General features: G+C 60.7%; 18 protein-coding genes and 1 pseudogene. 7 read left to right on the top strand and 12 right to left on the bottom strand.

The window, feature by feature from the left end:
- Positions 1-458: 458 nt before the first annotated feature.
- The 8 genes from IVB12_RS31415 to urtA all read right to left on the bottom strand — a co-directional run bounded on the left by IVB12_RS31415 (position 459) and on the right by urtA (position 8192).
- A complete protein-coding gene (locus IVB12_RS31415; RefSeq protein WP_247305125.1) occupies positions 459-1499 on the bottom strand; it encodes an aliphatic amidase in 1041 nt (346 codons plus the stop codon).
- A 58-nt stretch (positions 1500-1557) separates the two neighbouring features.
- On the bottom strand, positions 1558-1905 hold the full coding sequence (locus IVB12_RS31410) for an FmdB family zinc ribbon protein (RefSeq protein ID WP_247305121.1): 348 nt from the start codon (positions 1903-1905) through the stop codon (positions 1558-1560).
- Positions 1906-1995: 90 nt separating this feature from the next.
- A complete protein-coding gene (gene fmdA, locus IVB12_RS31405) occupies positions 1996-3225 on the bottom strand; it encodes a formamidase (protein WP_247305117.1) in 1230 nt (409 codons plus the stop codon).
- A gap of 27 nt (positions 3226-3252) precedes the next feature.
- Entirely contained in the window at positions 3253-3942 is a 690-nt protein-coding gene (urtE, locus tag IVB12_RS31400; RefSeq protein WP_247305114.1) for an urea ABC transporter ATP-binding subunit UrtE, read from the bottom strand.
- Positions 3943-3953: 11 nt separating this feature from the next.
- Positions 3954-4709, bottom strand: coding sequence for an urea ABC transporter ATP-binding protein UrtD (urtD, locus tag IVB12_RS31395; protein WP_247305112.1), 756 nt, complete (start codon positions 4707-4709; stop codon positions 3954-3956).
- Positions 4710-4719: 10 nt separating this feature from the next.
- The gene (urtC, locus tag IVB12_RS31390; RefSeq protein WP_247305109.1) at positions 4720-5862 is read right to left on the bottom strand and encodes an urea ABC transporter permease subunit UrtC; all 1143 of its coding nucleotides are present in this window, start codon (positions 5860-5862) and stop codon (positions 4720-4722) included.
- Between the two features lie 16 nt (positions 5863-5878).
- Complete coding sequence (urtB, locus tag IVB12_RS31385) at positions 5879-6805, bottom strand: urea ABC transporter permease subunit UrtB (protein ID WP_247305107.1); 927 nt, start codon at positions 6803-6805, stop codon at positions 5879-5881.
- Positions 6806-6932: 127 nt separating this feature from the next.
- The gene (urtA, locus tag IVB12_RS31380) at positions 6933-8192 is read right to left on the bottom strand and encodes an urea ABC transporter substrate-binding protein (RefSeq protein ID WP_247305102.1); all 1260 of its coding nucleotides are present in this window, start codon (positions 8190-8192) and stop codon (positions 6933-6935) included.
- Between the two features lie 168 nt (positions 8193-8360).
- Here urtA and IVB12_RS31375 point away from each other — a divergent pair, with 168 nt between their 5' ends.
- Both IVB12_RS31375 and IVB12_RS31370 read left to right on the top strand, forming a co-directional pair.
- Positions 8361-11732 (top strand): ATP-binding protein, encoded by a 3372-nt coding sequence (locus IVB12_RS31375; protein ID WP_247305100.1) that lies wholly within the window; start codon positions 8361-8363, stop codon positions 11730-11732.
- On the top strand, positions 11722-12651 hold the full coding sequence (locus tag IVB12_RS31370) for a response regulator (protein WP_247305097.1): 930 nt from the start codon (positions 11722-11724) through the stop codon (positions 12649-12651). The genes IVB12_RS31375 and IVB12_RS31370 overlap by 11 nt, the downstream gene beginning before the upstream one ends.
- Positions 12652-13946: 1295 nt before the next feature.
- Here the strand turns inward: IVB12_RS31370 and IVB12_RS31365 are convergent.
- On the bottom strand, positions 13947-14438 hold the full coding sequence (locus IVB12_RS31365) for a metallophosphoesterase family protein (RefSeq protein ID WP_247305095.1): 492 nt from the start codon (positions 14436-14438) through the stop codon (positions 13947-13949).
- Between the two features lie 342 nt (positions 14439-14780).
- On the opposite strand from IVB12_RS31365, the pseudogene IVB12_RS31360 reads away from it, so the two are divergent.
- The 3 genes and pseudogenes from IVB12_RS31360 (at position 14781) to IVB12_RS31350 (ending at position 17765) form a co-directional block, all read left to right on the top strand.
- Positions 14781-14992: pseudogene (locus IVB12_RS31360) on the top strand (hypothetical protein).
- Between the two features lie 112 nt (positions 14993-15104).
- Positions 15105-17096, top strand: coding sequence for a protein-L-isoaspartate(D-aspartate) O-methyltransferase (locus IVB12_RS31355; RefSeq protein WP_247305637.1), 1992 nt, complete (start codon positions 15105-15107; stop codon positions 17094-17096).
- Between the two features lie 300 nt (positions 17097-17396).
- Complete coding sequence (locus IVB12_RS31350) at positions 17397-17765, top strand: hypothetical protein (protein WP_247305093.1); 369 nt, start codon at positions 17397-17399, stop codon at positions 17763-17765.
- Between the two features lie 80 nt (positions 17766-17845).
- Here the strand turns inward: IVB12_RS31350 and IVB12_RS31345 are convergent, their stop codons facing one another.
- Both IVB12_RS31345 and IVB12_RS31340 read right to left on the bottom strand, forming a co-directional pair.
- Entirely contained in the window at positions 17846-18202 is a 357-nt protein-coding gene (locus IVB12_RS31345) for an Hsp20 family protein (protein WP_247305088.1), read from the bottom strand.
- 335 nt (positions 18203-18537) lie between these two features.
- Positions 18538-19722 (bottom strand): MFS transporter, encoded by a 1185-nt coding sequence (locus IVB12_RS31340; RefSeq protein WP_247305085.1) that lies wholly within the window; start codon positions 19720-19722, stop codon positions 18538-18540.
- A gap of 288 nt (positions 19723-20010) precedes the next feature.
- On the opposite strand from IVB12_RS31340, the gene IVB12_RS31335 reads away from it, so the two are divergent.
- Entirely contained in the window at positions 20011-20301 is a 291-nt protein-coding gene (locus tag IVB12_RS31335; protein ID WP_247305084.1) for a PDZ domain-containing protein, read from the top strand.
- 1602 nt (positions 20302-21903) lie between these two features.
- On the top strand, positions 21904-24024 hold the full coding sequence (locus IVB12_RS31330; protein ID WP_247305081.1) for an MASE1 domain-containing protein: 2121 nt from the start codon (positions 21904-21906) through the stop codon (positions 24022-24024).
- Here the strand turns inward: IVB12_RS31330 and IVB12_RS31325 are convergent.
- Positions 24019-24681: a response regulator transcription factor gene (locus IVB12_RS31325; protein ID WP_247280805.1), complete on the bottom strand. Its 663-nt coding sequence runs from the start codon at positions 24679-24681 to the stop codon at positions 24019-24021. The two genes, IVB12_RS31330 and IVB12_RS31325, sit on opposite strands and share 6 nt — an antisense overlap.
- Positions 24682-24804: the final 123 nt, after the last annotated feature.

The following is a 24804-nucleotide window of genomic DNA, read 5'->3' as shown; positions in this document are numbered from 1 at the left end:
TACTTTTTTGACGTGCGGCACGCAGTTCCGTAGCCCCGCGGCGTGGGCGGATCGACTGCAGCCGCTGCTACGTAGTGCTTGGACAACGCGCTCAAGATGACTGAGGTTGAACACAGCAGGAACAGGCTGCTGCTGAAATCATGCGACGCGCTGGATCCGCAGAGAAGTGACTGGACCAGTGCGACCGTTTCAAGCTTCCTGAGCATAGATTTTTCTTGATCTCTCGGTGCACACGCGGTGCACACGCCGCCTCCTAACCACTGAAACACTTGAGCTCTCGCTCGATCATCGGCAAGTTTGAGCTAGGTCCAGCCAGCGCAAAGAGCACCAGATCCAATTTGGGGTTACAATAACCCTTTCGTGCGGCGAGTCCGAATACCCACGCAGCCTGGCGCAATAAGAAGGTGCGCGCGCTTGCAGCTCGCCCACGCTCTGCCCCAGTGCTGTCGCCTAGTGCGCTAGTAGTTGGTTGCCGACCTCTCATTCGGGATCCCATTGATTGGGCATTCGGCGGTGCCCGCGGTCCCACGGGTCATCGCCTCGACCATGTCACGCGTGCCTTCGGGATCGGCGGTCCATTTCGAATAGAAGTCGTAAGGACAGGCCGCGAGACCCTTTGCGCTTTCGCCGGAGTTGATCATGCCGATATAGCCGCGATGTACGAGCTTGTAGAGGTGGTTCTGCGATTGGTTGTTGCGGCGGGCATCACGAATCAGATGCTTCGACAGCGCCGCGTATTGGATGCCATATTCCTCCTCGCCGGTTTCGCCGAGCGTGCGGCCATCGAAGCCGATGATCGCAGAGTGGCCGAAATAGGAATAAACGCCGTCAAAGCCCGCGGCATTGGCGACCGCAACATAGACATTGTTGGCCCAGGCCATCGCCTTGGAGATCAGCACCTGCTGTTCCTTGGCCGGGTACATGTAGCCCTGGCAGCGCACGATCAGTTCGGCGCCCTTCATGGCGCAGTCACGCCAGATTTCCGGATAGTTGCCATCGTCGCAGATGATCAGGCTGACCTTGAGACCTTTCGGGCCGTCGGAGACATAGGTGCAATTGCCGGGATACCAGCCTTCGATCGGCACCCACGGCATGATCTTGCGGTATTTCTGCATAATCTCACCCCTATCATTCATCAAAATCAAGGAGTTGTAGGGCGCCTTGCGAGGATGCTGCTCGTGACGCTCGCCGGTGAGCGAGAACACGCCCCACACTTTCGCCTTGCGACAGGCTTCGGCAAAGATCGCGGTTTCCTCGCCCGGCACGATCGACGCGGTCTCGTACATCTCCTTGGAGTCATACATGATGCCGTGGGTGGAGTATTCCGGGAAGATCACCAGATCCATGCCCGGCAGGCCCACCTTCGTGCCCACCACCATGTCGGCAATCTTGCGCGCGTTGTCGAGCACCTCCGCCTTGGTGTGCAGGCGCGGCATCTTGTAATTGACGACTGCGACGCCGACCGTGTCGTTGCTGCTGGAGATGTCACCGTGAAGCATTGGTATTGCCTTCTGCTCTGGTTGAAAATGAGACGCCGCTGAAGCGGCGGCGTTGATGTCAGTGGCTGATCATCCAGGGACGCGCGGTAGGAAAACCCTTCGCGCCGCTCTTGCTCCTGGTCATCAGGCGCACCGGTTTCGTCTTGCCCGTCGAGCAACAGCCGCAGCCGGGCCCGTGCGAGGCCTTGTATTGCGCCACCGTCTGCGGCGCATACGTGCTGCGTTCGTTGACCGCATGGGCCTTTCGCTTCTCCGCCGGCATGCAGAAGAAGTTCGGCGCGGTGAGGATCACGCGCTGCGCCATGTCTTCACATTGCGGACAGGGCTGCGGATGGTCGCATTCCGCCATCGGTCGGAGATCCTTGAAGGGTCCGCAGCCGTCACAGAGATATTCGTACATCGGCATCTTTGACCTCGACGCATTTGGTGATCGTATGTGCGGAGACGGCCCCTCACCCTGAGCCTCTCGCCGTAAGAACGGGGAGAGGGAGAGAGGCTACTTGTCCGGCGATATCGGCATCTGAATATCGCCCTTGATGTGCTTGATCGGTCCCGCCGACGACGGCATGACGTCGAAGTCGAAGATTTCCGTCGGCAGCCACAGCGTGGCGCAGGCATTGGGGACGTCGACCACGCCGGAGATGTGGCCCTGGCACGGCGCAGTGCCGAGGATCGAATAGGCCTGAGCACCGGAATAGCCGAACTTCTTCAGGTACTCGATGGCGTTGAGGCAGGCCTGGCGATAGGCGATATGGACGTCGAGATAGTGCTGCTTGCCGGCCTCATCGACCGAGATACCTTCGAAGATCAGATAGTCCTTGTAGTTCGGCGTGATCGGCGATGGCTTGAAGATCGGGTTCTTGATGCCGTATTTCGCCATGCCGTCCTTGATCACCTCGACCTTCAGGTGCAGCCAGCCGGCCATCTCAATCGCGCCGCAGAAGGTGATCTCGCCGTCACCCTGGCTGAAGTGCAGATCGCCCATCGAGAGACCGGCGCCGGGCACATAGACCGGGAAATAGATCTTCGAGCCGCGGGAGAGATCCTTGATGTCGCAATTGCCGCCATGCTCACGCGGCGGCACCGTGCGCGCACCCTCTGCGCCGATCTTGTCTTTGACCTCGCCCTTGGCGCGACCGCCATGGGCGGTCGGCGCAAACGGCGGATTGGCCAAACCAGGCACGCGGGTCGGATTGGTCGAGATCAGCTCGGCCTCGCGCTTGTTCCAGGTGTCCAGCATCTTCGGATCGGGCAGACAGCCGATCAGGCCGGGATGGATCAGGCCCGCGAAATTGACGCCGGGCACGTGACGCGACGAGGTGTAGAGACCCTTGATGTCCCAGATCGACTTCTGTGCTATCGGAAAATGATCCGTGAGGAAGCCGCCGCCGTTTTGCTTGGAGAAGAAGCCGTTGAAGCCCCACAGGCTTTCCTTGAGCGGACCGACATCGAGTAGGTCGACGACGAGGAGGTCGCCGGGCTCGGCGCCCTTGACGCCGATCGGCCCCGACAGAAAGTGCACGATCGACAAATCGATGTCACGCACATCATCAGCGGAATCGTTGTTCTTGATGAAGCCGCCGGTCCAGTCATAGGTCTCGATGATGAAATCGTCGCCAGGATTGACCCAGGCCACGATCGGGATGTCGGGGTGCCAGCGGTTGTGCACCATGTCGTTTTCGTAAGCCGACTTGGTGAGATCGACCTTGATCAGTGTCTCTGGCATCGGGATGCTCCCCTTTTACACGGTTGGTTAGACGGACAGATATTTCGACACTTGCGCGGCATCGACGGAGTCGCGCGGATCGTCCCTGACGATCTCGCCGTTCTCGATCACCAGCACGCGGTCGGCGATATCGAGCGCGAAGCTCAGAACCTGCTCGGACACGACGATCGACAAGCCTCGCTCATCGCGGATCCGCTTCAGCGTGCGCGCCATGTCCTTGATGATGGATGGCTGGATGCCCTCGGTCGGCTCGTCCAGCAGCAACACCTTCGGCTTGGTCGCGAGCGCACGCGCGATCGCGAGCTGCTGTTGCTGGCCGCCGGAGAGATTGCCCCCGCGGCGGCCCTTCATCTCCAGGAGCACAGGGAATAATTCGTAGATGTCGCCCGGCACCTCGGTTCCGCCGGAGACGGCGAGTCCGGTCTCGATGTTCTCCTTCACCGTCATTGCCGAGAAAATCATGCGACCTTGAGGCACATAGGCGAGGCCCTTGGCGACCCGCTCGTAGCTCGGCAGGCTGCCGAGCTCGGCGCCGTCCATCGTCACCGAGCCACTTCTGGCCGGCAGGATGCCCATCAGCGACTTCATCAGCGTGGTCTTGCCCATGCCGTTGCGACCCATGATCGCCACGATCTCGTTGGGCGCGACCTTGACGTTGAGCCCATGCAACACCTCGCTCTGGCCGTAGGCGACGTGAAGATCGGAAATTGCCAGCATCAACGCGCTCCTTAGTGGCCGAGGTACACTTCGATGACTTTGGGATCGTTCTTTACCCGCTCCATGGTGCCCTCGGAGAGGATCTGGCCCTGGTGCAGCACGGTGACCTTGTGCGCGATGTCCTCGACGAACTTCATGTCGTGCTCGATCACCAGCACCGAGCGGTTCTTGATGATGCGGTTGAGCAGCTCGGCGGTCTTGGCACGCTCGGAGACGCTCATGCCGGCCACGGGCTCGTCGAGCATCAAAAGATCCGGCTCCTGGATCAGCAGCATGCCGATCTCGAGCCACTGCTTCTGGCCATGGCTGAGCTCGGAGGCATAAGTGTTGAGCTTCTCGTTGAGGAAGATCATCTCCGCCACTTGCTCGACCCGCTCCTTCACCGGCTGGTCGCGCTGGAAGGTCAGCGAGCCGAACACAGTGCGGCCGCGCGGAAACGAGATCTCGAGGTTCTCGAAGACGGTGAGATCCTCGAACACCGACGGCGTCTGGAATTTGCGCCCGACGCCTGCCTTGACGATCTCGTTCTCCTTCAGCTTGGTCAGCTCTGTGCCACGAAACTGGATCGAGCCTTCGGTGGCCTTGGTCTTGCCGCAGATCAGATCGAGCACCGTGGTCTTGCCGGCGCCGTTGGGACCAATGATGACACGGATCTCGTTTTCCTCGACGTAGAAGGAGAGGTCTTTGACTGCCTTGAACCCGTCGAACGAGACGGTCAGTCCTGAGACTGCGAGCAGAAAATCCTTGGGCTGACGTCCAACGAGCATGATGGTCTCCTCACTCTGCCGGCGCGCCGTCGGCGACCGAATTGTCGTTCCAGCCCGCCTTCGACTTACGCGAGGCAAACAGCCGATCGATGCGCGGCTGCACGTAATCAGCCCAGAGTCCGGACAGGCCGTTCGGGAAAGCGAGCACGACCGCGATGAACAGCGCGCCGAGACCGAACAGCCAGAGTTGCGGGAAGGATTCCGACAGGCTGGTCTTGGCGAAATTCACCAGAATTGCGCCCCACACCGCACCGAAGATCGACATCCGCCCGCCGACCGCGGTGTAGATCACCATCTCGATCGACGGCACGATGCCGACAAAGGACGGCGACATGAAACCGACATTGAGCGCGAACATGGCACCGCCGATCGCGGCGAAGATCGCGGCCATGCAGAAGGCGAAGATCTTGAAATTGGCAACGCTGTAGCCGGAGAAGCGGACGCGGTCTTCTTGCTCACGCATCGCCACCAGAATGCGGCCGAGCTTGGTCAGGCGGATGAACTGCGCGATGCCGATGCAGACGAACAGCAACACCACCTCGACGAAGTAGAGGATGACCTTGGAATGGTCCGGCCGGATGTCCCATCCCTTGAGGGTTCGCAGGTCGGTCATGCCGTTGATGCCGCCGGTGTAGCCCTGCTGCCCGACGATCAGGATGGTCAGGATGGCCGCGACGGCCTGGGTGATGATCGCGAAATAGGTCCCGCCGACGCGGCGCTTGAACATCGCCGTGCCGATGATCAGGGCAAAGAGACCGGGGACCAGAATGATGGCGAGCATGGTGAGCGTAAGACTGTGAAATGGCTGCCAGAACAACGGCAACGAGGTGATCTGATTCCAGTCCATGAAATCCGGAATGCCGGGCGTCGACTGGATTTTCGTGTTCTCGACGCTGGACGCCTCGAGCTTGAGGAACATTGCCATGCAGTAGCCGCCGAGGCCGAAAAAAACACCCTGGCCCAGGCTCAGGATGCCGCCATAACCCCAGCACAGCACCAGGCCGATCGCGACAAAGGCGTAGGTCAGATATTTCGCGACCAGGTTGAGGCGAAAGACGTCCAAAGTCAGCGGCAGGATCACGAACAGAACGGCCGCCAGCGCGATGAAGCCGATGAGCTCGGATCGATTGAAGAAGCGTGAGCTGATGATCATGACTTGCCTGCTTCCGTTATTTGCGGACTTTGAGGGCGAACAGACCCTGCGGCCGCAGCATCAGGATGCCGACGACGGCGAGCAGCGTAAGCACCTTGGCCATCGAACCCGACATGAAAAATTCGAGCGTCGATTGCGTCTGCGAGATGGAGAACGCGGAGGCGATGGTGCCGAGCAGGCTGGCGGCGCCGCCGAACACGACCACCAAGAACGTATCGACGATGTAGAGCTGCCCGGAGGTCGGCCCGGTCGAGCCGATCATGGTGAAAGCGCTGCCGGCAATTCCGGCAATGCCGCAGCCGAGCCCAAAGGTGTAGCGGTCGACCTTCTCGGTGTTGATTCCGACCGCGCCGGCCATGATGCGGTTCTGCACGACGGCGCGGACCTGGCGGCCCCAGCGCGATTTGTACATGACATAGGCGGCGCCAAGCGTGATCAGCACGGTGAGGCACATCACGAAGACGCCGTTGATCGGCACTTCGATGCTGTCGGTGACGTGCAACGAGCCCAGCATCCATTGCGGCAACTCGACGCCGACCTCACGCGCGCCGAACACGGAGCGATAGGCCTGCTGCAGCATCAGGCTGAGGCCCCAAGTGGCGAGCAGCGTGTCGAGCGGCCGCTTGTACAGATGCCGTATCAGCACCAATTCCACCAGCATGCCCAGCGCGCCGGATGCGACAAAGGCCAGGATCATCGCGAGGAAGAAGTAGCCGCTGAATAGGCTTGGCAAATAGGCCTGGAAGAGATTCGAGGTCATCCAGGTGACGTAGGCCCCGAGGATCATGAACTCGCCATGGGCCATGTTGATGACGCCCATCTGGCCGAAGATGATCGCAAGCCCGAGCGCCATCAGGACGTAGACCGAGAACAGGATCAGTCCTGCAAAACCCTGCATGACGAAGATGGAGCCTAGCTCACCAAGCGAGTAGTCGCCGAACATCGATGTCCTCCGTCGGGGAAAGGGTCCCGCGTCGCGAGCAGGTTCGCGACGCGGGGGTCTTGAGCGTGGACTTGCAATCCACGCCAGGGAGCGGCTTGGTTGGGAAAATCGCGACTGGCGCTGCGGTTTACTGGTAACCCTTGGGGAACGGATCCGGCTCGACGAGATCGGCGGTTTCGTAGATCAGCTCGAACTGACCATCGAGCTTGGCGCGTCCCACCCGGGTCTTCGACCAGAGATGATGGTTCTCGTGGATGCGTACGTAGCCTTCGGGGGCACCCTTGAACTCGACGCCCGGCGAAGCCGCGGCGATCTTGTCGACGTCGAAGGAGCCCGCCTTCTCCACCGTCAACTTCCACAGCCACGGGCCGAGATAGGCAGCCTGGGTGACGTCTCCGATCACGGTCTTCTCGCCCCATACCTTCTGAAACGCGGGCACGAAAGCCTTGTTGTTCGGATTGTCGAGCGACTGGAAGTACTTCATGCAAGCATAGGCGCCCGCAATGTTCTCGCCGCCGATGCCGTCTATTTCGTCTTCGGTCACCGAGATCGTCAGCAACGCCTGCTTGGAGAGGTCGATACCGGCCGCCTTGAGCTGCTTGTAGAAGGCGACATTGGAGCCGCCGACGACGTCGGTGAAGATCACATCGGGCTTGGTCAGTTTGATCTTGTTGATGACCGAGTTGAACTGGGTGTTGCCGAGCGGATAATATTCCTCGCCAACGACCTTGCCCTTCAGCACGTTCTCGACGTGCTTGCGCGCGATCTTGTTCGAGGTGCGCGGCCAGATGTAGTCGGAGCCGATGAAGAAGAACGACTTCGCGCCCTTCTCCTTCGCGATCCAGTTCAGGCCGGCCAAAATCTGTTGGGTCGCCTCCTGGCCGGTGTAGATGACGTTCTTGGATTGCTCGAGGCCTTCGTAGAAGGTCGGGTAGTAGAGCATGCCGTTATACTGCTCCATGACCGGCAGCACGGCCTTGCGCGAGGCGGAGGTCCAGCAGCCCATGATGGCCGCGACCTTGTCGTTGACCAGCAGCTTCTTGGCCTTTTCGGCGAAGGTCGGCCAGTCGCTGGCGCCGTCTTCCTGGATGAACTTGATCTTGCGCCCGAGCACGCCGCCCATGGCGTTGATCTGCTCGATGGCGAGCTTTTCGGCTTCGATCGAGCCGGTCTCGGAGATCGCCATCGTGCCGGTCGCCGAGTGCAGGATGCCGACCGTTACCTCGGTATCGGTGACCGCGAGCCCCGTGGTGTTGACCGCCGAAGTGGAGGGAGCCTGCGCAAACGACGCCCGTGGCAGCATCGCGATGGCCGGCACGGCCGCCATTCCCATTAATAGTTTGCGCCGGAGCGGCGACAACAGGCCCTTGTTTGCTTCGTCTGACATGAGCACCCCACTTTTGTTCGAGAACGCGCGATTTGTCCGGTGAGGATGGCTCGAATTTGTGCATCGCAAGCATACGCAAGATCGCGTATACTGCACCGCAAAATACCGACGTAGGCTTTTGGTACGGGATTTGCGAGGGGATCCGGCGGGTTCAGAAGTGGGGTTCGAGTGGCAGGGCGGCAGCGAATAGACCGCGTCAGGCGCCAGTACAACCAATGGGTCGCCAACCAGACGCTGGAAGACTACGCGCTGCGCTTCACCGCCAAGAGTGCGCGCCGCTGGTCCGCCGCCCGCGTCGCCAACACCGCGATCGGCGCAATCTCCTTTCTGGTGCTCGAAGCAATCGGCGGCACCATCACCCTCAATTACGGTGTCACCAACGCCGCCGCGGCGATCCTCGTCGTCTCCACCATCATCTTCTCCTGCGGCGTGCCGATTGCCTATTATGCAGCCAAATGCGGCATCGACATTGACCTTCTGACCCGCGGTGCCGGCTTCGGCTATATCGGCTCGACCGTTACCTCACTGATCTACGCCTCCTTCACCTTCATCTTCTTCGCCGTCGAGGCGGTGATCCTGGCAACCGCGCTGGAGATGTGCTTGGGGATTCCGCGCCCGATCGGCTACCTCATCAGCGCGATAGCGATTATCCCGCTCGTGACCTACGGCATCACGCTGATCAGCCGCTTCCAGCTCTGGACCCAGCCGCTCTGGGTCATCCTGCACATCCTGCCCTTTGCCGCGATCGCATGGGCCAACCCCCATTCGTTCACGGAGTGGCGCAAGTTCTCGGGCGAGCACGGCGACCTCAACGGACATTTCGATCTGTTGCTGTTCGGCGTGGCATCGTCGGTGGTGTTCTCGCTGGTGGCGCAGATCGGCGAACAGGTCGACTTCCTGCGCTTTCTGCCGCGCGATCGACGGACCTCCAGGAGGTCGTGGTGGATTGCACTGATGAGCGCAGGGCCGGGCTGGATCGTGCTCGGCGCACTGAAACTTCTCGCCGGCTCGTTCCTCGCCTTCTTTGCGCTGAGCCACGGTGTGCCGCCCGAAGAGGCCGCTGAGCCCGCGCATATGTATCTCGTCGCATTTCGATACGTGTTATCAGAGCCGGACCTTGCGCTGGCGCTGACCGGAATCTTCGTGATCCTGTCGCAGCTCAAGATTAACGTCACCAACGCCTATGCCGGTTCGATCGCCTGGTCGAACTTCTTCTCGCGTCTGACGCACAGCCATCCCGGGCGCGTCGTGTGGCTGGTGTTCAACGTGATGGTCGCGCTGCTGCTAATGGAAATCGGTGTCTACAAGGCACTGGAGCAGACACTCGCGCTCTACTCCAACGTCGCGATTGCCTGGGTAGGCGCGTTGGTATCCGACCTCGTGGTCAACAAGCCACTCGGCCTGCGTCCACCGCAAATGGAGTTCAAGCGCGCGCATCTCTACGACATCAATCCGGTCGGCGTCGGCGCGATGACGCTGGCGATCATCGTCTCGATCGCGGCATTCTACGGCCTGTTCGGTTCGACCATGAAGGCGCTGGCGGCCTTCGTCGCGCTGACGGTTGCATTCGTGACCGCGCCCGTTATCGCCTGGCTCACCGGCGGAAAATTCTACATCGCACGCAACCCGGAGAAGAGTTGGGCCAATGTCGAGGCGATCCAGTGCTGCATCTGCGAGCACAGCTTCGAGCCGGAGGACACGACCTCCTGTCCCGCTTATGCCGGCCCGATCTGCTCGCTGTGCTGCTCCCTGGATGCTCGCTGCCATGATCTCTGCAAGCCGCACGGGCGCGCGCAGGTGCAGTTCTCCGAGGCGCTGAGCAAGATCCTTCCGCAGCCGATCTATCAGCGGATCAACTCGCAGTTCGGCCACTATATCGGTGTGTTCGTGGTCTCCGCTGGTCTCGTCGCACTGGTGTTGGGGCTGATCTATCTCCAGACCTCGGCAAGCGTGCAGGGCGAGAACATGCTCGTGTCCAACGTGCTCTGGAAGGTGTTCTTCTCGCTCAGCATCATCATCGGTGTGGTGGCCTGGCTGTTCGTGCTGGCGCAGCAAAGTCGTCGCGCGGCCGAGGCCGAGACGCGGCGGCAGACGACGCTGCTGATCCAGGAGATCGACGCGCACAAGCGCACCGACGCCGAGCTCCAGCGCGCCAAGGAGGTCGCGGAATCCGCCAACCTCGCCAAGAGCCGCTATGTCGTCGGCCTCAGCCACGAACTGCGCTCGCCGCTGAACGCGATCAGCGGCTATGCGCAGCTCCTGGAGCAGGATGCGACGCTGAACACCAAGCCGCGCGACCAGGTCCGCGTCGTCCGCCGCAGCGCCGACCACCTCTCCGGCCTGATTGACGGCATTCTGGATATCTCCAAGATCGAAGCGGGACGGCTGTATCTCTCGCGCGACGAGGTGCGGCTCAGCGAGTTTCTGGACCAGCTCGTCGGCATGTTCCGCCTGCAGGCGGCCGCCAAGGGCATCGACTTCGTGTTCAGGCGGCCAGCGCATGTGCCGATCGTGGTCTATGCCGACGAGAAGCGGCTGCGGCAGGTGCTGATCAATCTGCTGTCCAACGCGATCAAGTTCACGCAGGCCGGCAGTGTGCAGTTCGTGGTTCACTACCGCAGCCCTGTCGCCGAATTCGAGGTGATCGACACCGGTCCCGGCATCCAGGCCGGCGATCTCGAAAGGATCTTCGCGCCTTTCGAACGCGGCGCACTCGGTGTCTCACAGCCGCAAACCGGGACGGGGCTCGGCCTGACCATCAGCCGGCTGCTCGCCGGCGTCATGGGCGGCGACATCAAGGTCACGAGCACGGTGGGCACCGGCAGTACGTTCAAGGTCAAGATGCTGCTGTCGGAAGTCACCAATCCGCAGCGCACCGCGCCAGTGGAGGCGCCGGTCTCCGGCTATCACGGCGCGCGCAAGACTATCCTTATCACCGACGACGAGCCCGTCCATCGCGATCTCCTGCGCGAAGTGCTGACGCCGCTCGGCTTCATCCTGCTCAGCGCGCCCGACGGCCCAGCCTGCCTGGCGCTGGCGCAGCATTGCCGGCCCGATCTGTTTCTCCTCGATATCTCGATGGCCGGCATGGACGGATGGACGGTGGCGGAGACGTTGCGCAAGACCGGCCATCACCAGGCTCGCATCCTGATGGTGTCGGCGAGCGCGCTGGAAGCCCACGGCGCGCCGCTGGCGCAACCGTTCCACGATGGCTATCTGATGAAGCCGATCGACATTCCCAAGCTATTGGAGACCATTCGCCAGCTGCTCAAGATCGATTGGGAATACGAGGTCGATCAGGTCACCGTTCCGAACTGGCGGCCGGACACCGGCTCGCGCCCGTCGGTCAGGCATGTCGAGGAACTGATCGGTCTTGGGCAATTGGGCTACATCCGCGCCATCCAGGTCAAGCTTGATGAAATCGGCAACGATCATCCCGAGCACGCCGATTTCGTCACGCAGATGCGCTCGCTGATCGACCGCTTCGATCTCGATCAATACATGGCGACGTTAAAGACCCTGCACGGCTATGATCATTGAATCCAAAAAGCGCGATGTCGCCCTCGTCGTCGACGATTCCCCGGAGACGCTGCGGCTGCTCACCGACGCGCTCGACGGTGCCGACATGACCGTCATGGTCGCGCTCGACGGTGCTTCGGCAATCCGGATCGTCGACCAGATCACGCCGGACATCGTGCTGCTCGACGCCGTCATGCCAGGAATGGACGGTTTCGAGACCTGCAAACGCCTGAAGCGCGACGCCGGCCTTGCCAACGTGCCGATCATCTTCATGACGGGCCTTGCGGAAACCGAACACATCGTCCGCGGCCTGGAGGCTGGCGGCGTCGATTACGTGACAAAGCCGATCGCGGTCAAGGAGATGCTTGCGCGAATTCGCGTCCACCTTGCCAATGCGCGCCTGACCCAGAGCGCCCGCACCGCCCTCGACGTCTCCGGCCGCTATCTGCTGGCGGTGAACAATATCGGCAAATTGATGTGGGCGACGCCGCAAGCTCAAAAGCTGCTGTCGGACACGCTTGCGACTGGCGACGACAACGATGTCGTGCTGCCCGATCCTCTGCCGCAATGGCTGGAGCAGTCGCAAAAAAACAACGCCGGTTTGAAGGCCGCGGCCGTGGCGACACTTCCCGGCAACGAGCACCTGCGACTGCAATTTATGGGCAAACTCGGGCCGAACGAATTCCTGCTGCGGCTGGAGAAGCATTCCCGCGCTGACGCGCCGGCCGCATTTTCCAGTGAGTTCGGGCTGACGATGCGCGAGGGCGAGGTGCTATCGTGGCTGTCCAAGGGTAAGACTAACCGCGATATCGCGCAGATTCTGGGTCTCAGCCCGCGCACCGTCGACAAGCACCTCGAGCAAATCTATTCCAAGCTGGGTGTCGAGAACCGAACCGCAGCGGCTGCGATCGCCGTGAATGCGACACATCGGAGGTCCTAGGAAAAGGCGCCGGTGCAGCAATTTTGCGAGCAATAGCTGCAGGAATTGCTGCACAACGCTTGGGAGCAATTGCGCGGGTTGCCCGCGTCCCGCTCAATTTTTGGGCGTGCATCCGCCGGACAGCTCGGGCTGAAGCGTGAGATTCGTGACGCCAATAGTAGCGCCCCGGCTATTGGCTTGCGCCCGCCACAGGCGTTTGTCTTCGAGCGTGGTCGAACGCAAGAGCTGTATGGGTCAGCGTGGGCATGCACGTAGGCGGCAACACTTCTGGGCGACCTCACTCCTCCGGGTCATACCCAGTTAATGGGGTATTTTCGCCTCGGTTAAGCAGCCCAAGCCGTCGTTCCAGCTCTGCCTTTTTCGCTAAGAGCTTCAACGCGAGAATGTCATTGACCACTGTATGGAGTTGCCACAGCTCCTCCACAGACATGCGCCGCAACCGCTCCCGTTCCATGAATGCCCCGACTCACGTAGCGCCACAGCTTGGAGCCAGCGAACGGAGACGGCAACGAGACGTCGGTTGAGATTGAAAGTTATCTACATTTACGGCGTTGGTTTGCTTTCTGAGGGGCCCGCTCTACGGATCCAGCTGAAGCTGCTCCAGTCCATCCTCGATGACTCGGAGGTCCTCAAGTAGAGCATCTCGAGAGTCAGCAGAGTCAACGCCTGATGTGGCTTGCAGCTGTTCGAGCAATTGGTGCCGAAGGTCTCTCATATTCTCCAAGGCCTGCCGGTTCTTCAGACGCACATAAGCCGAAACGATCGATTCAATGCTTGTTGCCAATGGGTAGGTCCAAATACAAATTTCTAAAAGAGGTTGCATCGTAACTCATTTGAGATGCACCGCAAGCCACAAAGGTGAGCCTGCCGGACGGCCAGTCAAGATCACGCTTGGCGAGCTGCGCTTCACCCGGAGTGCGCGACTTGGTCGCGGGCGAGTTACGGGAACGGCTGGATCCGCTAATCCGGCGAACATAACCGTCGATATCCGGATCAAGTAGCCGAAGGCCACGTGGGTCGCCCGACCGTGGACGCCGAGGTAGAGTATGGCGCGCTGAGGCCTGCCGCGCGAAGCGGTCTTCGAAGGCCTTAGGCACGATCTCGCGCTGCAGAATGTGAAGGCGCCACGGCTGGTGCCCTCCTCGGCCGGACGCACCGGCAGACGAACGATCCCTGCAGGGCAATCCCGAGAAAGATCAAATCGACCCGAAGCGGCCTCCGATCGACCTGGTCGATGGGCAGAAACTAAACACGTATTGGGTTGCATCAACGCGCTCGGAGGCGCCTGCGTCCTGTCAGAGTCTGTCGAGGTCGTGGATTACCGGCCGGAGGGAACGACTGCGATCGAGATCGAGCGTTGCCAGCGTGATGGGAAGCTTGAAGCGTCGCTTGCCGGCGCTTCCCGGATTCAAATAGAGCACGCCATCGGCGGTTTCGATCCGAACCTTATGGGAATGACCAGAAACTACAACGTCGATTCCAAGCTCGGCCGGCTTTACCTTCAGCTCCTTGAGGTCGTGCAGGACATAGAAGCGTCGGCCGCCGAGCTGCAGTGTTTCGGTTTCAGAAAAGCATTTGGCCCAGTCGCCCCGATCGACATTTCCTCTGATCGCAGTGACGGGCGCGATCTGGCGAAGGCGCTCCACAACATCCGGAGTGCCGATATCGCCGGCATGGATGATGTGAGACACGCCTGCCAAGCAGCGCTCCACCTCGGGCCTTAAAAGCCCATGTGTGTCCGAGATCACCCCAATCTTCATGCGAGGTCGGGCTTCAATGAGGAACATCCAGTCGCCCCCCTCCGACCTCTTCACCGTTTTGATCGGTGACGAGGATCGAGCAGTGACGGCCCGCCAGCTTGGGACGCTATTTCAGTACCATGGCAAGTCCAGAGTTTGCTCGCTGAACGCGTGCTCGCAGCCTTCGTTCCCGTGCTGAAGACGCATGCACGTCTACTGCCTCGCGACTGGGGAGAAGGAAAATCCGGCCTCGGCCGCCTAGAAGCCGTTGTGCACAGGCGGTCGGACCAGGTGGAAAAGCCGGATGCGCGCAATTTGGAATCCTTGTTAGCAGCCGGAACGGGCACGGTCGGCAAGGATGCGTTCCTGTCAAGGCGGCCCGCCGTCAGGATGCTGCGCGGCTGGGCGATCTCCGTGCTGCAGGAGGCCGGCGCCATCCGAGAGTGCGAGGAGCATGGCTGGATGCAGGACCGCGCCGACCCGCACGCTCACGAGCCTTCGACATCGCCCGCCAAGATACGCGGCGTCTCTCCGATCAGGTCCGCGATGTTCTGGATTCGATTGGCGACACCTGTCCGAAGTGCCCCTCCGAGGCGGGCTAGGCACGGCGAATTCGTCGGCGGGTTTGGTTTGATCGGCTCTCTGGAGGAACCGCGCCATTCGGTCCTAATTGGATTTATCAAGATCACCATTGGTCCGACAGACGGTGCTGCGATGGCGGATTTCACACAATTTCGCGACCGCATGATCAGGGTGCAGCTTGCGGGTCGTGGAATCCGCGACCTGCGGGTTCTGGACGCGATGATGCAGGTCCCGCGAGAGCGGTTCGTGGAACCCGGACTTGAGGAATTCGCCTATGAGGATGGCGCGCTGCCGATCGCGCACGCCCAGACTATCTCGCAGCCCTACATTGTCGCGCTAATGACTGAGGCGGCCGAACTGAAGTCCACCGACAGGGTGCTCGAAGTTGGAACCGGCTCAGGGTATGCCGCGGCCGTGGCCTCACGCCTCGCCAGAACTGTTCACACCATCGAGCGGCATGCCGATCTGGCCAGAGTCGCCGCCGACCGTCTTTCGGCCCTGGGATATACCAACTGCTGCGTTCATACGGCCGACGGCACACGAGGTCTGCCCGAGGAGGCGCCATTCGACGCTATCCTGGTCGCTGCCGGCGGACCGACGGTACCGGAGCCGCTCAAGCGGCAATTGGCGATCGGCGGGCGCCTCGTCATCCCCATCGGCGACTTCGAACATGAACAATCATTGCTGCGGCTCACTCGCCGGAGCGACGTCGAATTCGAGGAAGAAACTTTCGGAGCAGTCCGTTTCGTGCCTCTGATTGGGGAACACGGATGGGCCGAGGACGGCACGCGCTCTGCCAGCAATCACGTCCCCGGACATACCCAATTCCGCTCGCTCCCGGAGATGATCCGTGCCGCCGTCGAACCCTTGCCGGCTTTCGACGATCCCGCTTTCGGCGCGTCGTTCGACCGCTTTGCGTCCTCTCGAATCGTGTTGCTGGGCGAAGCCAGCCACGGCACGTCTGAATTCTACCAGGCGCGAGCCGCGATCACGCGCCGCCTGATCGAGAAGCACGGCTTTACGGCCGTTGCAGTCGAAGCAGATTGGCCTGACGCCGCCGCGATCGACCGATACGTTCGTCTGCGGGCGTCCCGCAGCTCGAGCGAAAGTCCGTTCGAGCGCTTCCCGACCTGGATGTGGCGCAACACCGATGTGGCCGCTTTCGTCGAATGGATGCGCGAACACAACGAAAGCAAGCCTGCAGGCGACCGGGCCGCATTCTTCGGTCTCGACATCTACAACATGCGCAGCTCCATCGCGGCCGTCCTCGCCTATCTCGACAGGGTAGATCCTGCAGCAGCAGCGGTTGCTCGCGAGCGTTATGGATGCCTGACCCCTTGGCAGCGCGAACCATCGACCTATGGTCGTGCCGTCCTGACCGAAGGCTATCAAAAATGCGAGGCGGAGGTGGTCCGACAGTGCCAGGACATCCTCGGAAAGCAACTCGACTACGCTGCGACCGACCCCGACAGCTTCCTGGATGCCGCGCAGAACGCGCGTCTTGTCGCCTCCGCCGAGCGCTACTACCGGATCATGTATTACGGAGGCGCGGAATCATGGAACCTGCGCGATACGCACATGTTTGAAACCCTGGAGCATATCCTCGACGCACAGGGTCCTCAATCAAAGGCCGTGGTCTGGGCGCACAACTCTCATATCGGCGATGCCCGCTTCACTGAGATGGGCGCGGTCCGCGAGGAGCTCAACATCGGTCAGCTTAGCCGAATGAAGTTTGCGACCGCAGCGTGCCTGATCGGACTTGGCACCCACACCGGTACCGTGGCTGCCGCATCGCACTGGGACGGCGAGATGGAAGTGATGCAGGTGCGAGCCTCTCGAGGTGATAGCTACGAGCGCCAGTTTCACGAGGCCGGTGGGGCGCGCGGACTGCTCGAGTTCCGCCGCGATGAGAGCCTTCGCCGTCGCTTGCTCGACCCGCGCCTCGAACGGTTTATCGGGGTTATCTATCGTCCGGACACCGAACTGCAAAGCCATTACGCGGAAGCCTCCCTGCCTCAGCAGTTTGATGCGTTCTTGTGGTTCGATGAGACTCATGCCGTCCGGTCGCTGGGACCTGAACATCGGCGTGCCGGCGTCCCCGACACCTATCCGTTCGGCCTGTGAAGCGACGTCGCGCGGAGCAACCCATCGAAGCTCCAGATCTTGTGCTGTTACCGTTGGCGAGTTCGCCACGGGCGCAGAGCGATCGACACGACGATCGGTGCATTCGTGGCGTTTTCCGCAACCTACATGCTCGGAGCGGCGGCTCTGAGCCGACCAGGCGCAACTGCTGCCGGACGACGATCCTCCAAAGACGTGTAGCGGCGGAGACGCGTTTGGATCGATTCAGCTCCACCTGAGTTCATTGGAAAGATTGCAACCCGGGCGCGACGCGGTAGAGCGCTGTCCTGCCAGAGATCATCGATGACAGGCTTTGGTTGTTCGGTTAGGTTTTGTTGGCGGCGCGTCTCGGCCGCGATGCTCGCGCTGATTGTTCTGTTTGCCCTGCCCTGCCACTCAGAAAGTGCTCGCGTCCGCGTCAACATCGCGGGCCTGGGGACCGAAGGGTGCGATGTCATGCACACCGGACGCGTCAGTAAGGACGACGTGATGAAATGGGTTGAAGGGTTCTGGAGCGGTCTAAATTACGTGGCCGCGGCAAGCGGCCAGAAGCAGTCGATTGTTGATACTGGCTTGATGGCGGCTGAACTCGAGAAGGCTTGCCGCCGCCGTCCGTCGCAGATTTTGGCAACCGCCGCCTGGAATGCATTCCTTGCGCTGAATGAAAAGTAAGGCTGGCCGCAGCTAATGGGTCAGTTGGATGGCGGGAGGCCAGAAGTACGCCGGCCCCCCTCCACCAGTTCGACCGGGCCTCACGCTGTCGCCTGCGGATGGCCACCATGCGCGTACCAGATCCGAACAGCAGCTATCAGCGCCACCAGCGTGCCGGCGATCGGCTTCATCGATTCCGGCACCTCCCGGACCAGATCGATCTTCAGCATGCCGTTCTCGAAGCTCGCATTCTTCACCTGGACGTAGTCGGCCAGGTTGAACACGCGGCGGAACGGCCGCATGGAGATGCCCTGGAACAGGAAGTTGTGATCACCTTTGTCGGCCTTGCGGCCCTCCACCGTAAGCTTGGATTGCTCTGCAGTGATCGTGCAACATGGATAAAAGCGACGCCGGGATGTTCCGGCGGTATCTGCCGAACCGTAGAACGCGTCCGGCACCACATCGGTGGCAAGCAACCAATTAGAAGTACTGTTTTCGAGTTCAAGAGAGGCGACCGCTTTGTCTGCGGAATTTTCGAAGTAATGGCGTGTGCTGCTGGCGGCAGCAATGACTGGAGGCGGGCACAGCGGCGGAACCCGGCTGCGACCCGTGTGCCTGTGACGAATGGCGTGTCGGTGGCATCGGGCGTTCGGTCGCGACGCCTCATTGGTTACCCAGACAACCCAACGATTCTTTCCTCCTGGAACGAGGACGACACGTGCTTAGCGGCAACGCGAGCGTTCTCCACGGCAGGGTCTGACTTCGGAGTGCCGATCGGGCGCTCGGTCTGTTCTCAGCCGAAGGTTCCAGACCGGACCGTCCGGCGCGCAAACCCGAACCAGGCGAATGGGAAGGCAACGACACAAAGACCTGCCATTGGAAGAAAGGCTGCTCCGGCGTATCTCGCATATATGGCGCCCGACACGAGCGTTAGCAGCGCGGTCACCAGTCCGGAGCCGAACGCATACAGAGCCTGAGCTGTCGCGGCGATGCTTATGGGGATTACCGCCCGCACGAGGCGCATACAAGCGAGATGAAGCAGCGCAAAAGTTAGTCCGTGCAACGGCTGTATCAGTGAGAGCAGCAAAACTGATGTCGTCAGGCCCGCAACGGACCAACGCACGACGCCCGCAGCTGCCGCCACGATAGCGGCGCCACGCGCGCCAAGCCGGTCAAGCATTACCGGACCAATGAACAAAAAAACGAATACCTCTGCCAGGACCGCTTCGGACCATAGGAAGCTGATTGTCGACGCGGGCAAGCCAGAATCGCTCCACCGTATGACCGCGAAGGCGTCGTGCATTGCGTGGCTGCCGTAGACCAAGGCTGAAACCGCGATCACCGATCGAAACCCCGCAATCTTGAGAACCGCGAACACTTTGTCCGCAGCAGAGCGGATCCCGCCCATCGATGCGGCTTGAGTGGCCGGAGGGGGAACCCATACCGTCGCGCCGGCGGCCGCGATCAGGAGGATCGCATTCACCCAGAGGACTGGCGCAAGATCCGTAGAAGTTATGAGCTGGCCAACTGCCAATGTGCCCAGCACAAACGACGCCGAGCCAGCGCCTCGTATCCAGCCGTATTCAAAAGCCCTCCCCGCTCTCTGCTGCGGCGCGGCGTTAACCGACAACGCATCAGCAATTGCGGTAGTAGGAGCAAGAGCCGCCGCCTGAACCAGCGCGGCAAGGAGCAACAGCACGAAAGTATCCGCCCGGAGCAAGGCAGCGGAGGCTGCGCCGGCCACGATCGCACAGCCTGCGAGCACAAGGCGCAACGATCCGAGAAGGTCGGCCAAGGCTGCAACGACTGGACCGGAGACGAGGCGCACCAGCATCGCGGCAGCCAGCAGTTCGCCAATCTGCTGGGCACTCACGGTCTTTGTTTCGAAGAACTTTGGCCAGAACGGTGATGCCGCGCCGAATGCTGCGTATAGCGCAACATACAACACGACATAAGCAAGCGGCCTAGCTTCGCGCACGCCTTTACGCCTGAATTCTAAAGGCTCGACTGGTATCGCTGGCGCAGGTTGGGTCACATCGAACCAATCGCGCACCCACTTGCCACCAGCAGTTCGGGGTCGAACGGATCATCGCTGTCCAAAAACGCTGGATCGGCCTCCTCGATCCAAAGGCGCGAACAGCATCTCGCTCCCGACCAGCCCCCCGGGGTCACGGATGGCGCTACCGTTGTCCGAAACGGCAACACGCAGGAACTCACGGTCGCAGTCGGTCAGCCTCAAGGCGAGCGACGGAGCGGAACGAGCGATTTGCAGCAATCGGATAAGACAGGCAAACGACTCGGATTGAATCTGGCGCCGATCCCAGAAGCGGCACGGCAGCGGCTGGGGGCTGGCTTGATGGTCGAAGAGGTGGAGCCTGGTAGCCCGGCTGCCGAGAGCGGGATCCAGCCGGGGGACGTGGTCACCACGGTCAACAACCGCGAGGTCCATCAACCCTCCGATATGGCCGAGGCGTGGACGAACGCGCGGCGGGAGAACAGGCCGGTGCTCCTGCACGTCAAGCGCGACGGCCAGTCTCTTTTTGTCGCGGTCTCCTGAACCAGGACTAGCATTCTCTGACGCCGAAAGCGGGACCGCGAGCCGGCGCGGACGCCTGTCCGGAGACAGGTCGCGCGTCACGGCCTGATGTTGGAAAGAACATTTGTGCTCGTACCCGCCGGACTGCTCCAGCGGCACGAAAGCGACTACCGCGACCTAAACACCATGACAACGATTAGCTATTCTCCCCGTTTGTCGAATTGCAATCGACGAACTGCTATCCAACCACGCGGACGCCATCGGGCGCAGGATCGCTAGGGAATTCCAAATCGAAACCTCTGGCGGTCGAAGTGAAGAGAGCCTCAAATCGGTTCTGCTCCGAGCAGCGCTTGCAGGACTGCTCGTTGCCTCTATTGCTGCTCGATCAGGTTGGCTCGGTCCGAGCTGGTCCGGACTGTCATAGCCTTTCCGATGGCACTTAGTATCCTTGCCTTCACGATTCATCGACGGCATGGTCTCTCGGTTCTTAGCATCACCATCTGCACTGTCCTCCAAGGCGCGTGCAGCCTCGCCGCACTCTCCGCAACACTGTCGCTCACCGTCCAAAAGCTTTCGCCAGAGTTTGCCCTCCTCGCGACATTTGGATCTTCGCTCTTGGTCGCTCTCTGCCTCCTCGACGATCGCTCGCTGCGGGAGCGTCGGCGGCAAGCAATGCTATCGGTCTCGCCCGCAACGCCGTCGCCGCTGGCTCCATTGGAGCGATCGCCATTTCGCTTCACCGATGCAGCCGCCGCGGCAGCAGGTCCGCTTCATCTCCGCTCTGCAGATAGCGATTGTAATACTTGCGGAAGGTCTGCGAGCAGGTCCCGTGGTGCCGATAGAAGTCGCCCACCCCGCTTGAACAACGGCGACCACTACCGCTCCAGATCCGGATCCGGCGCGGGCTCTCCTTCTTGAGTGTAGACCTGCGGCTCTATCGCACGAACCGGGGCAACAACGTTGAAAGTCTGTTGCGTCGAACGGCCGACAACGTTGTCCCTTCCGTACCGCTGTAAGCGCCGCCGTATGGTGTAGTCCCCGGTCGCCAGGAACTACAACGGTGCGGACACGATCGCCTCAAAGACGAGTTCGAGTTGGCGATCGTTCGATCACGGAGAATTGCGCCGCTCATCGCAAACGCCATCGCCGACGCAAACGGACTCAGCATCTCATCGGTCATGGTGATGCTTCTATTCCGTGCGCTTCCCGTCCGCCACAGCACCTATCGTGCAAGTGGTTTGGCCCCGAGACTCCAACGAGAGATAGGCCCTGGTCGCACACAGCGACTTTGTCCGGGTCCAAATCCAGGCCTTTCGGAGAGCCTGTCTTCGTCGTACGATGCGTCCCCCGAAAGCTCGGGCGAACAAAAGACGGCGCGAACTTCTCCGGGCGCAACGGCGGCTGTTCGTCTCCCATTAGTAGTGAGGCGATCCGCACGGATTGACCGCAAGTCGGCCGGATGCTCCTCCATCGCACGCGCCGTCTCTTGGGTCGCCAGCAGAGTGCGGTGATCATTTCGATCTGAGCGCATCTGCCGTATCGAGCGGGCGATCTTTGATTTTCGGCCAAGAGATCAACAGTCAGTCATGTGAACGATCCAATTGCCTAGTCCGGACGCCGACCATGTCCGATCAACGATCAGTAGCTTTCGACATGGATGCATACCGCGGCCTCAGCTATGTCGGCGGTCTGGTCGTGATCGGAGCGATCTATCTCGTCTCGGCGAAGGGCGGCCTTGCCCTCGCCTCTATCCATCCCAGCGCAACGCCAATTTGGCCGCCGACAGGTGTCGCGCTGGCGGCGGTGCTGTTGTGGGGATATCGAATTTGGCCCGCAATTTTTGCGGCGGCGATGATCGCCAATGCGACGACGGCCGGCTCCGTTGCCACCGCATTTGCGATTGCAACAGGCAACTCGCTCGAGGCGGTTGCCGGCGCGTATCTCATCAAGCGGTGGTCAGGCGGGTGTGAGACGTTTTCAACGCCTGATTCTGTTGCAAAGTTTACCCTGATCTGCGTCGTGATCGCGACACCGATCAGCGCCAGCATTGGACTGAGCAGCCTGGCACTCTTCGGGTACATCGCGCCGAAGAATTTCGCGGACGCGTGGATCACCTGGTGGCTGGGAGACGTGACCGGCGCACTGGTCATTACCCCCGTTATCGTTTTGTGGGCATCAAACCAACATCATGCCTTCAACCGGCACGATTTTTTGGAAACGGCCGGGGTCCTCGCGACAGCGGCGGCTGTTGGCCTCATTGCTTTCAGCCCCCTGATCGAGCAGACGCCCGGCCGAGATCCACTCGGTTTTCTAGCGATCCTGCCCATGTTATGGGCGGCCCTGCGTCGCGGTCCACGCGATACCGCAACGGTTGCCCTCGTGCTTGCGGGCATTACGATTTGGGCAACGCATACGGGCGGCGGCCCCTTCGCGACGCCAGATCGCAATGCGTCATTCCTGCTGGTGTTGATGTTCTTGATCAGTATTACCGTTCCAAGCTTGCTGCTGAGCGCGGATGTCGAAGTCCGCAAGAAAGCGGAAGGAAACCTGCGCCGCGCGCATGTCGAACTCGAGCAGAAGGTCGCAGAGCGCACGCAGGAACTGGAGCTCGCCAACGCAGCGAAATCGCGCTTTCTGGCCATGGCAAGCCATGATTTGCGGCAGCCTTTACATGCGTTGGGCTTGTTCGTCGCCCAGCTGCGCACGCCGCTCAAGCCGGAGGAAAGGACAAGAACGATCGAACGGGTCGACGCAACCCGCAAGGAAATGGATGAAATGTTCAGTTCGCTCCTGGACATTTCCAGGCTCGATGCCGGGATGCTTACCCCCAAAATCACCGAGTTCCCGATCGGGCGCCTGTTGCAAAAAATCGAGACGGCGTTTGACCAGGCGACGCAAAAGAAAGGTCTGCGGCTACGCGTCAGGCCAAGTGACGCCTGGGTGCGAAGCGACGCGATGCTGCTCGAACGCATTATGCTGAATCTTGTATCAAATGCGGTGCGCTATACGTTGCAGGGCGGGATCCTGGTCGGATGTCGTCGGCGCGGTGAGATGTTGCGTATCGAAGTATGCGACACCGGTCCCGGCATTCCCGAGGATCAACAGCAGAATATCTTCGGCGAGTTCTTTCAAGTTCCTAGCTCAGAACAGAACCGGTCCGGCGGACTCGGCCTCGGCCTCGCGATTGTCGACAAGCTTCGCCTGCTTCTCAACCATCAAATCGAGCTGGCTTCGACGGTGGGCCGAGGTTCGCGATTTGCGATCCTGGTTCCGAGAGTCGATCAATGCGTCAGGTCCGCGGCGCCCGCCGACTTACCCTACCCCGGCGCCTTGGCGGCCGACGGCAAGGCAATTCTTGTGATTGCCGATACTCCGATCGTGCAGGAGGGAACGGGCGGATTGCTTAGCAAATGGGGATATTCGGTTCTTGCCGCCGGATCCGACGAAGCTGCACTGGTCCGGCTTGCCGAGCGCGAACAACGCCCCGATCTCATAATCTCGGACTATCATCTCGCAAGCGGGAAGACCGGAATCCGGGCTATTGAACAAATCAATGCAGCGTTTGGCTCGTCAATTCCCGCCATTCTCATCAGCGGCGATACCGCAGCTGAACCTCTGCGGGACGCTAGGGACAGAGGATACATTTTGTTGCACAAGCCCGTCGACCCTATGCGGCTCCGCGCTGTCATGCATGAGCTCCTTAGGAATCATGATGGTGAAAGAGGCACCGGGGCAGTTTCATGATTCGGATTTCGGCGGCCATTCCCAGCCCATTTTTCCGACTTTTATGACGGCCTCGGTGCGCGTCGCCACGCCGAGTGCCTTGAGAACGAACGTGATGTGATTCTTCACCGTCGGCACCGCCATATTGAGCGTCCTGGCAATGACCTTGTTGCTTTTTCCTTTCATCAGGAGCGCCAGTACGTCGATCTGACGGTCGGTCAACCCGAGCCCCTTGAGCGAGTCGCGAGCCAAGGGTTTATCTGCGAACCGCGGACCCGCTGTTTCCTCCAGAATCTTCGAGGGGATGTAGACTCCGCCGGAGAACACCAACTCAATTGCGTTGAGCATCACTTCACGTTCCGTGGTCTTCGGGATGAAACCCAGCGCGCCAAGTTTGAAAGCGCGCCTGACCGTATCCTGATCATCGGAGGACGAGAGAATGACGATGGCAATCGTCGCATAGCGCTGGCGCAGTTCGCAGAGAACAGAGAAGCCGTCGCGGTCAGGCAAATTGATATCGAGCAAAATGAGGCTGATATCGGGATGCTCTTCGACGATGTGCATGGCCTCTCGACTGCTCGATGCTTCCAATATCACGGCTTCTCGCTTCAATTCCTTCAGGACAGCGTGCAACGCCTCGCGAATCAATGTGTGATCGTCAACAATAAGTACCTTCATAAAAATGCTCTCCGTCTTCTGACGCCCGGAGATCAATGAAAAATCATACACCCAGCTACGAAACCGTCCATCTGCTATCTCTGGTCCAGCGGTTCGCCGTCAGCACTCAAAGTAGGCGCCGTA

Source organism: Bradyrhizobium sp. 179 (assembly GCF_023073535.1).
GTDB lineage: Bacteria > Pseudomonadota > Alphaproteobacteria > Rhizobiales > Xanthobacteraceae > Bradyrhizobium.
The sequence above is the reverse complement of the archived record's forward strand: the minus strand, read 5'-3'. Positions and strand labels throughout refer to the sequence as shown.

What these genes read in the sequence shown, in the direction of transcription:
- IVB12_RS31415 (WP_247305125.1), bottom strand. Translation starts at nt 1,499, where the DNA reads ATGCTTCACGGTGACATCTCCAGCAGCAACGACACGGTCGGCGTCGCA.
- IVB12_RS31410 (WP_247305121.1), bottom strand. Translation starts at nt 1,905, where the DNA reads ATGCCGATGTACGAATATCTCTGTGACGGCTGCGGACCCTTCAAGGAT.
- fmdA (WP_247305117.1), bottom strand. Translation starts at nt 3,225, where the DNA reads ATGCCAGAGACACTGATCAAGGTCGATCTCACCAAGTCGGCTTACGAA.
- urtE (WP_247305114.1), bottom strand. Translation starts at nt 3,942, where the DNA reads ATGCTGGCAATTTCCGATCTTCACGTCGCCTACGGCCAGAGCGAGGTG.
- urtD (WP_247305112.1), bottom strand. Translation starts at nt 4,709, where the DNA reads ATGCTCGTTGGACGTCAGCCCAAGGATTTTCTGCTCGCAGTCTCAGGA.
- urtC (WP_247305109.1), bottom strand. Translation starts at nt 5,862, where the DNA reads ATGATCATCAGCTCACGCTTCTTCAATCGATCCGAGCTCATCGGCTTC.
- urtB (WP_247305107.1), bottom strand. Translation starts at nt 6,805, where the DNA reads ATGTTCGGCGACTACTCGCTTGGTGAGCTAGGCTCCATCTTCGTCATG.
- urtA (WP_247305102.1), bottom strand. Translation starts at nt 8,192, where the DNA reads ATGTCAGACGAAGCAAACAAGGGCCTGTTGTCGCCGCTCCGGCGCAAA.
- IVB12_RS31370 (WP_247305097.1), top strand. Translation starts at nt 11,722, where the DNA reads ATGATCATTGAATCCAAAAAGCGCGATGTCGCCCTCGTCGTCGACGAT.
- IVB12_RS31365 (WP_247305095.1), bottom strand. Translation starts at nt 14,438, where the DNA reads ATGTTCCTCATTGAAGCCCGACCTCGCATGAAGATTGGGGTGATCTCG.
- IVB12_RS31355 (WP_247305637.1), top strand. Translation starts at nt 15,105, where the DNA reads ATGGCGGATTTCACACAATTTCGCGACCGCATGATCAGGGTGCAGCTT.
- IVB12_RS31350 (WP_247305093.1), top strand. Translation starts at nt 17,397, where the DNA reads ATGACAGGCTTTGGTTGTTCGGTTAGGTTTTGTTGGCGGCGCGTCTCG.
- IVB12_RS31330 (WP_247305081.1), top strand. Translation starts at nt 21,904, where the DNA reads ATGTCCGATCAACGATCAGTAGCTTTCGACATGGATGCATACCGCGGC.
- IVB12_RS31325 (WP_247280805.1), bottom strand. Translation starts at nt 24,681, where the DNA reads ATGAAGGTACTTATTGTTGACGATCACACATTGATTCGCGAGGCGTTG.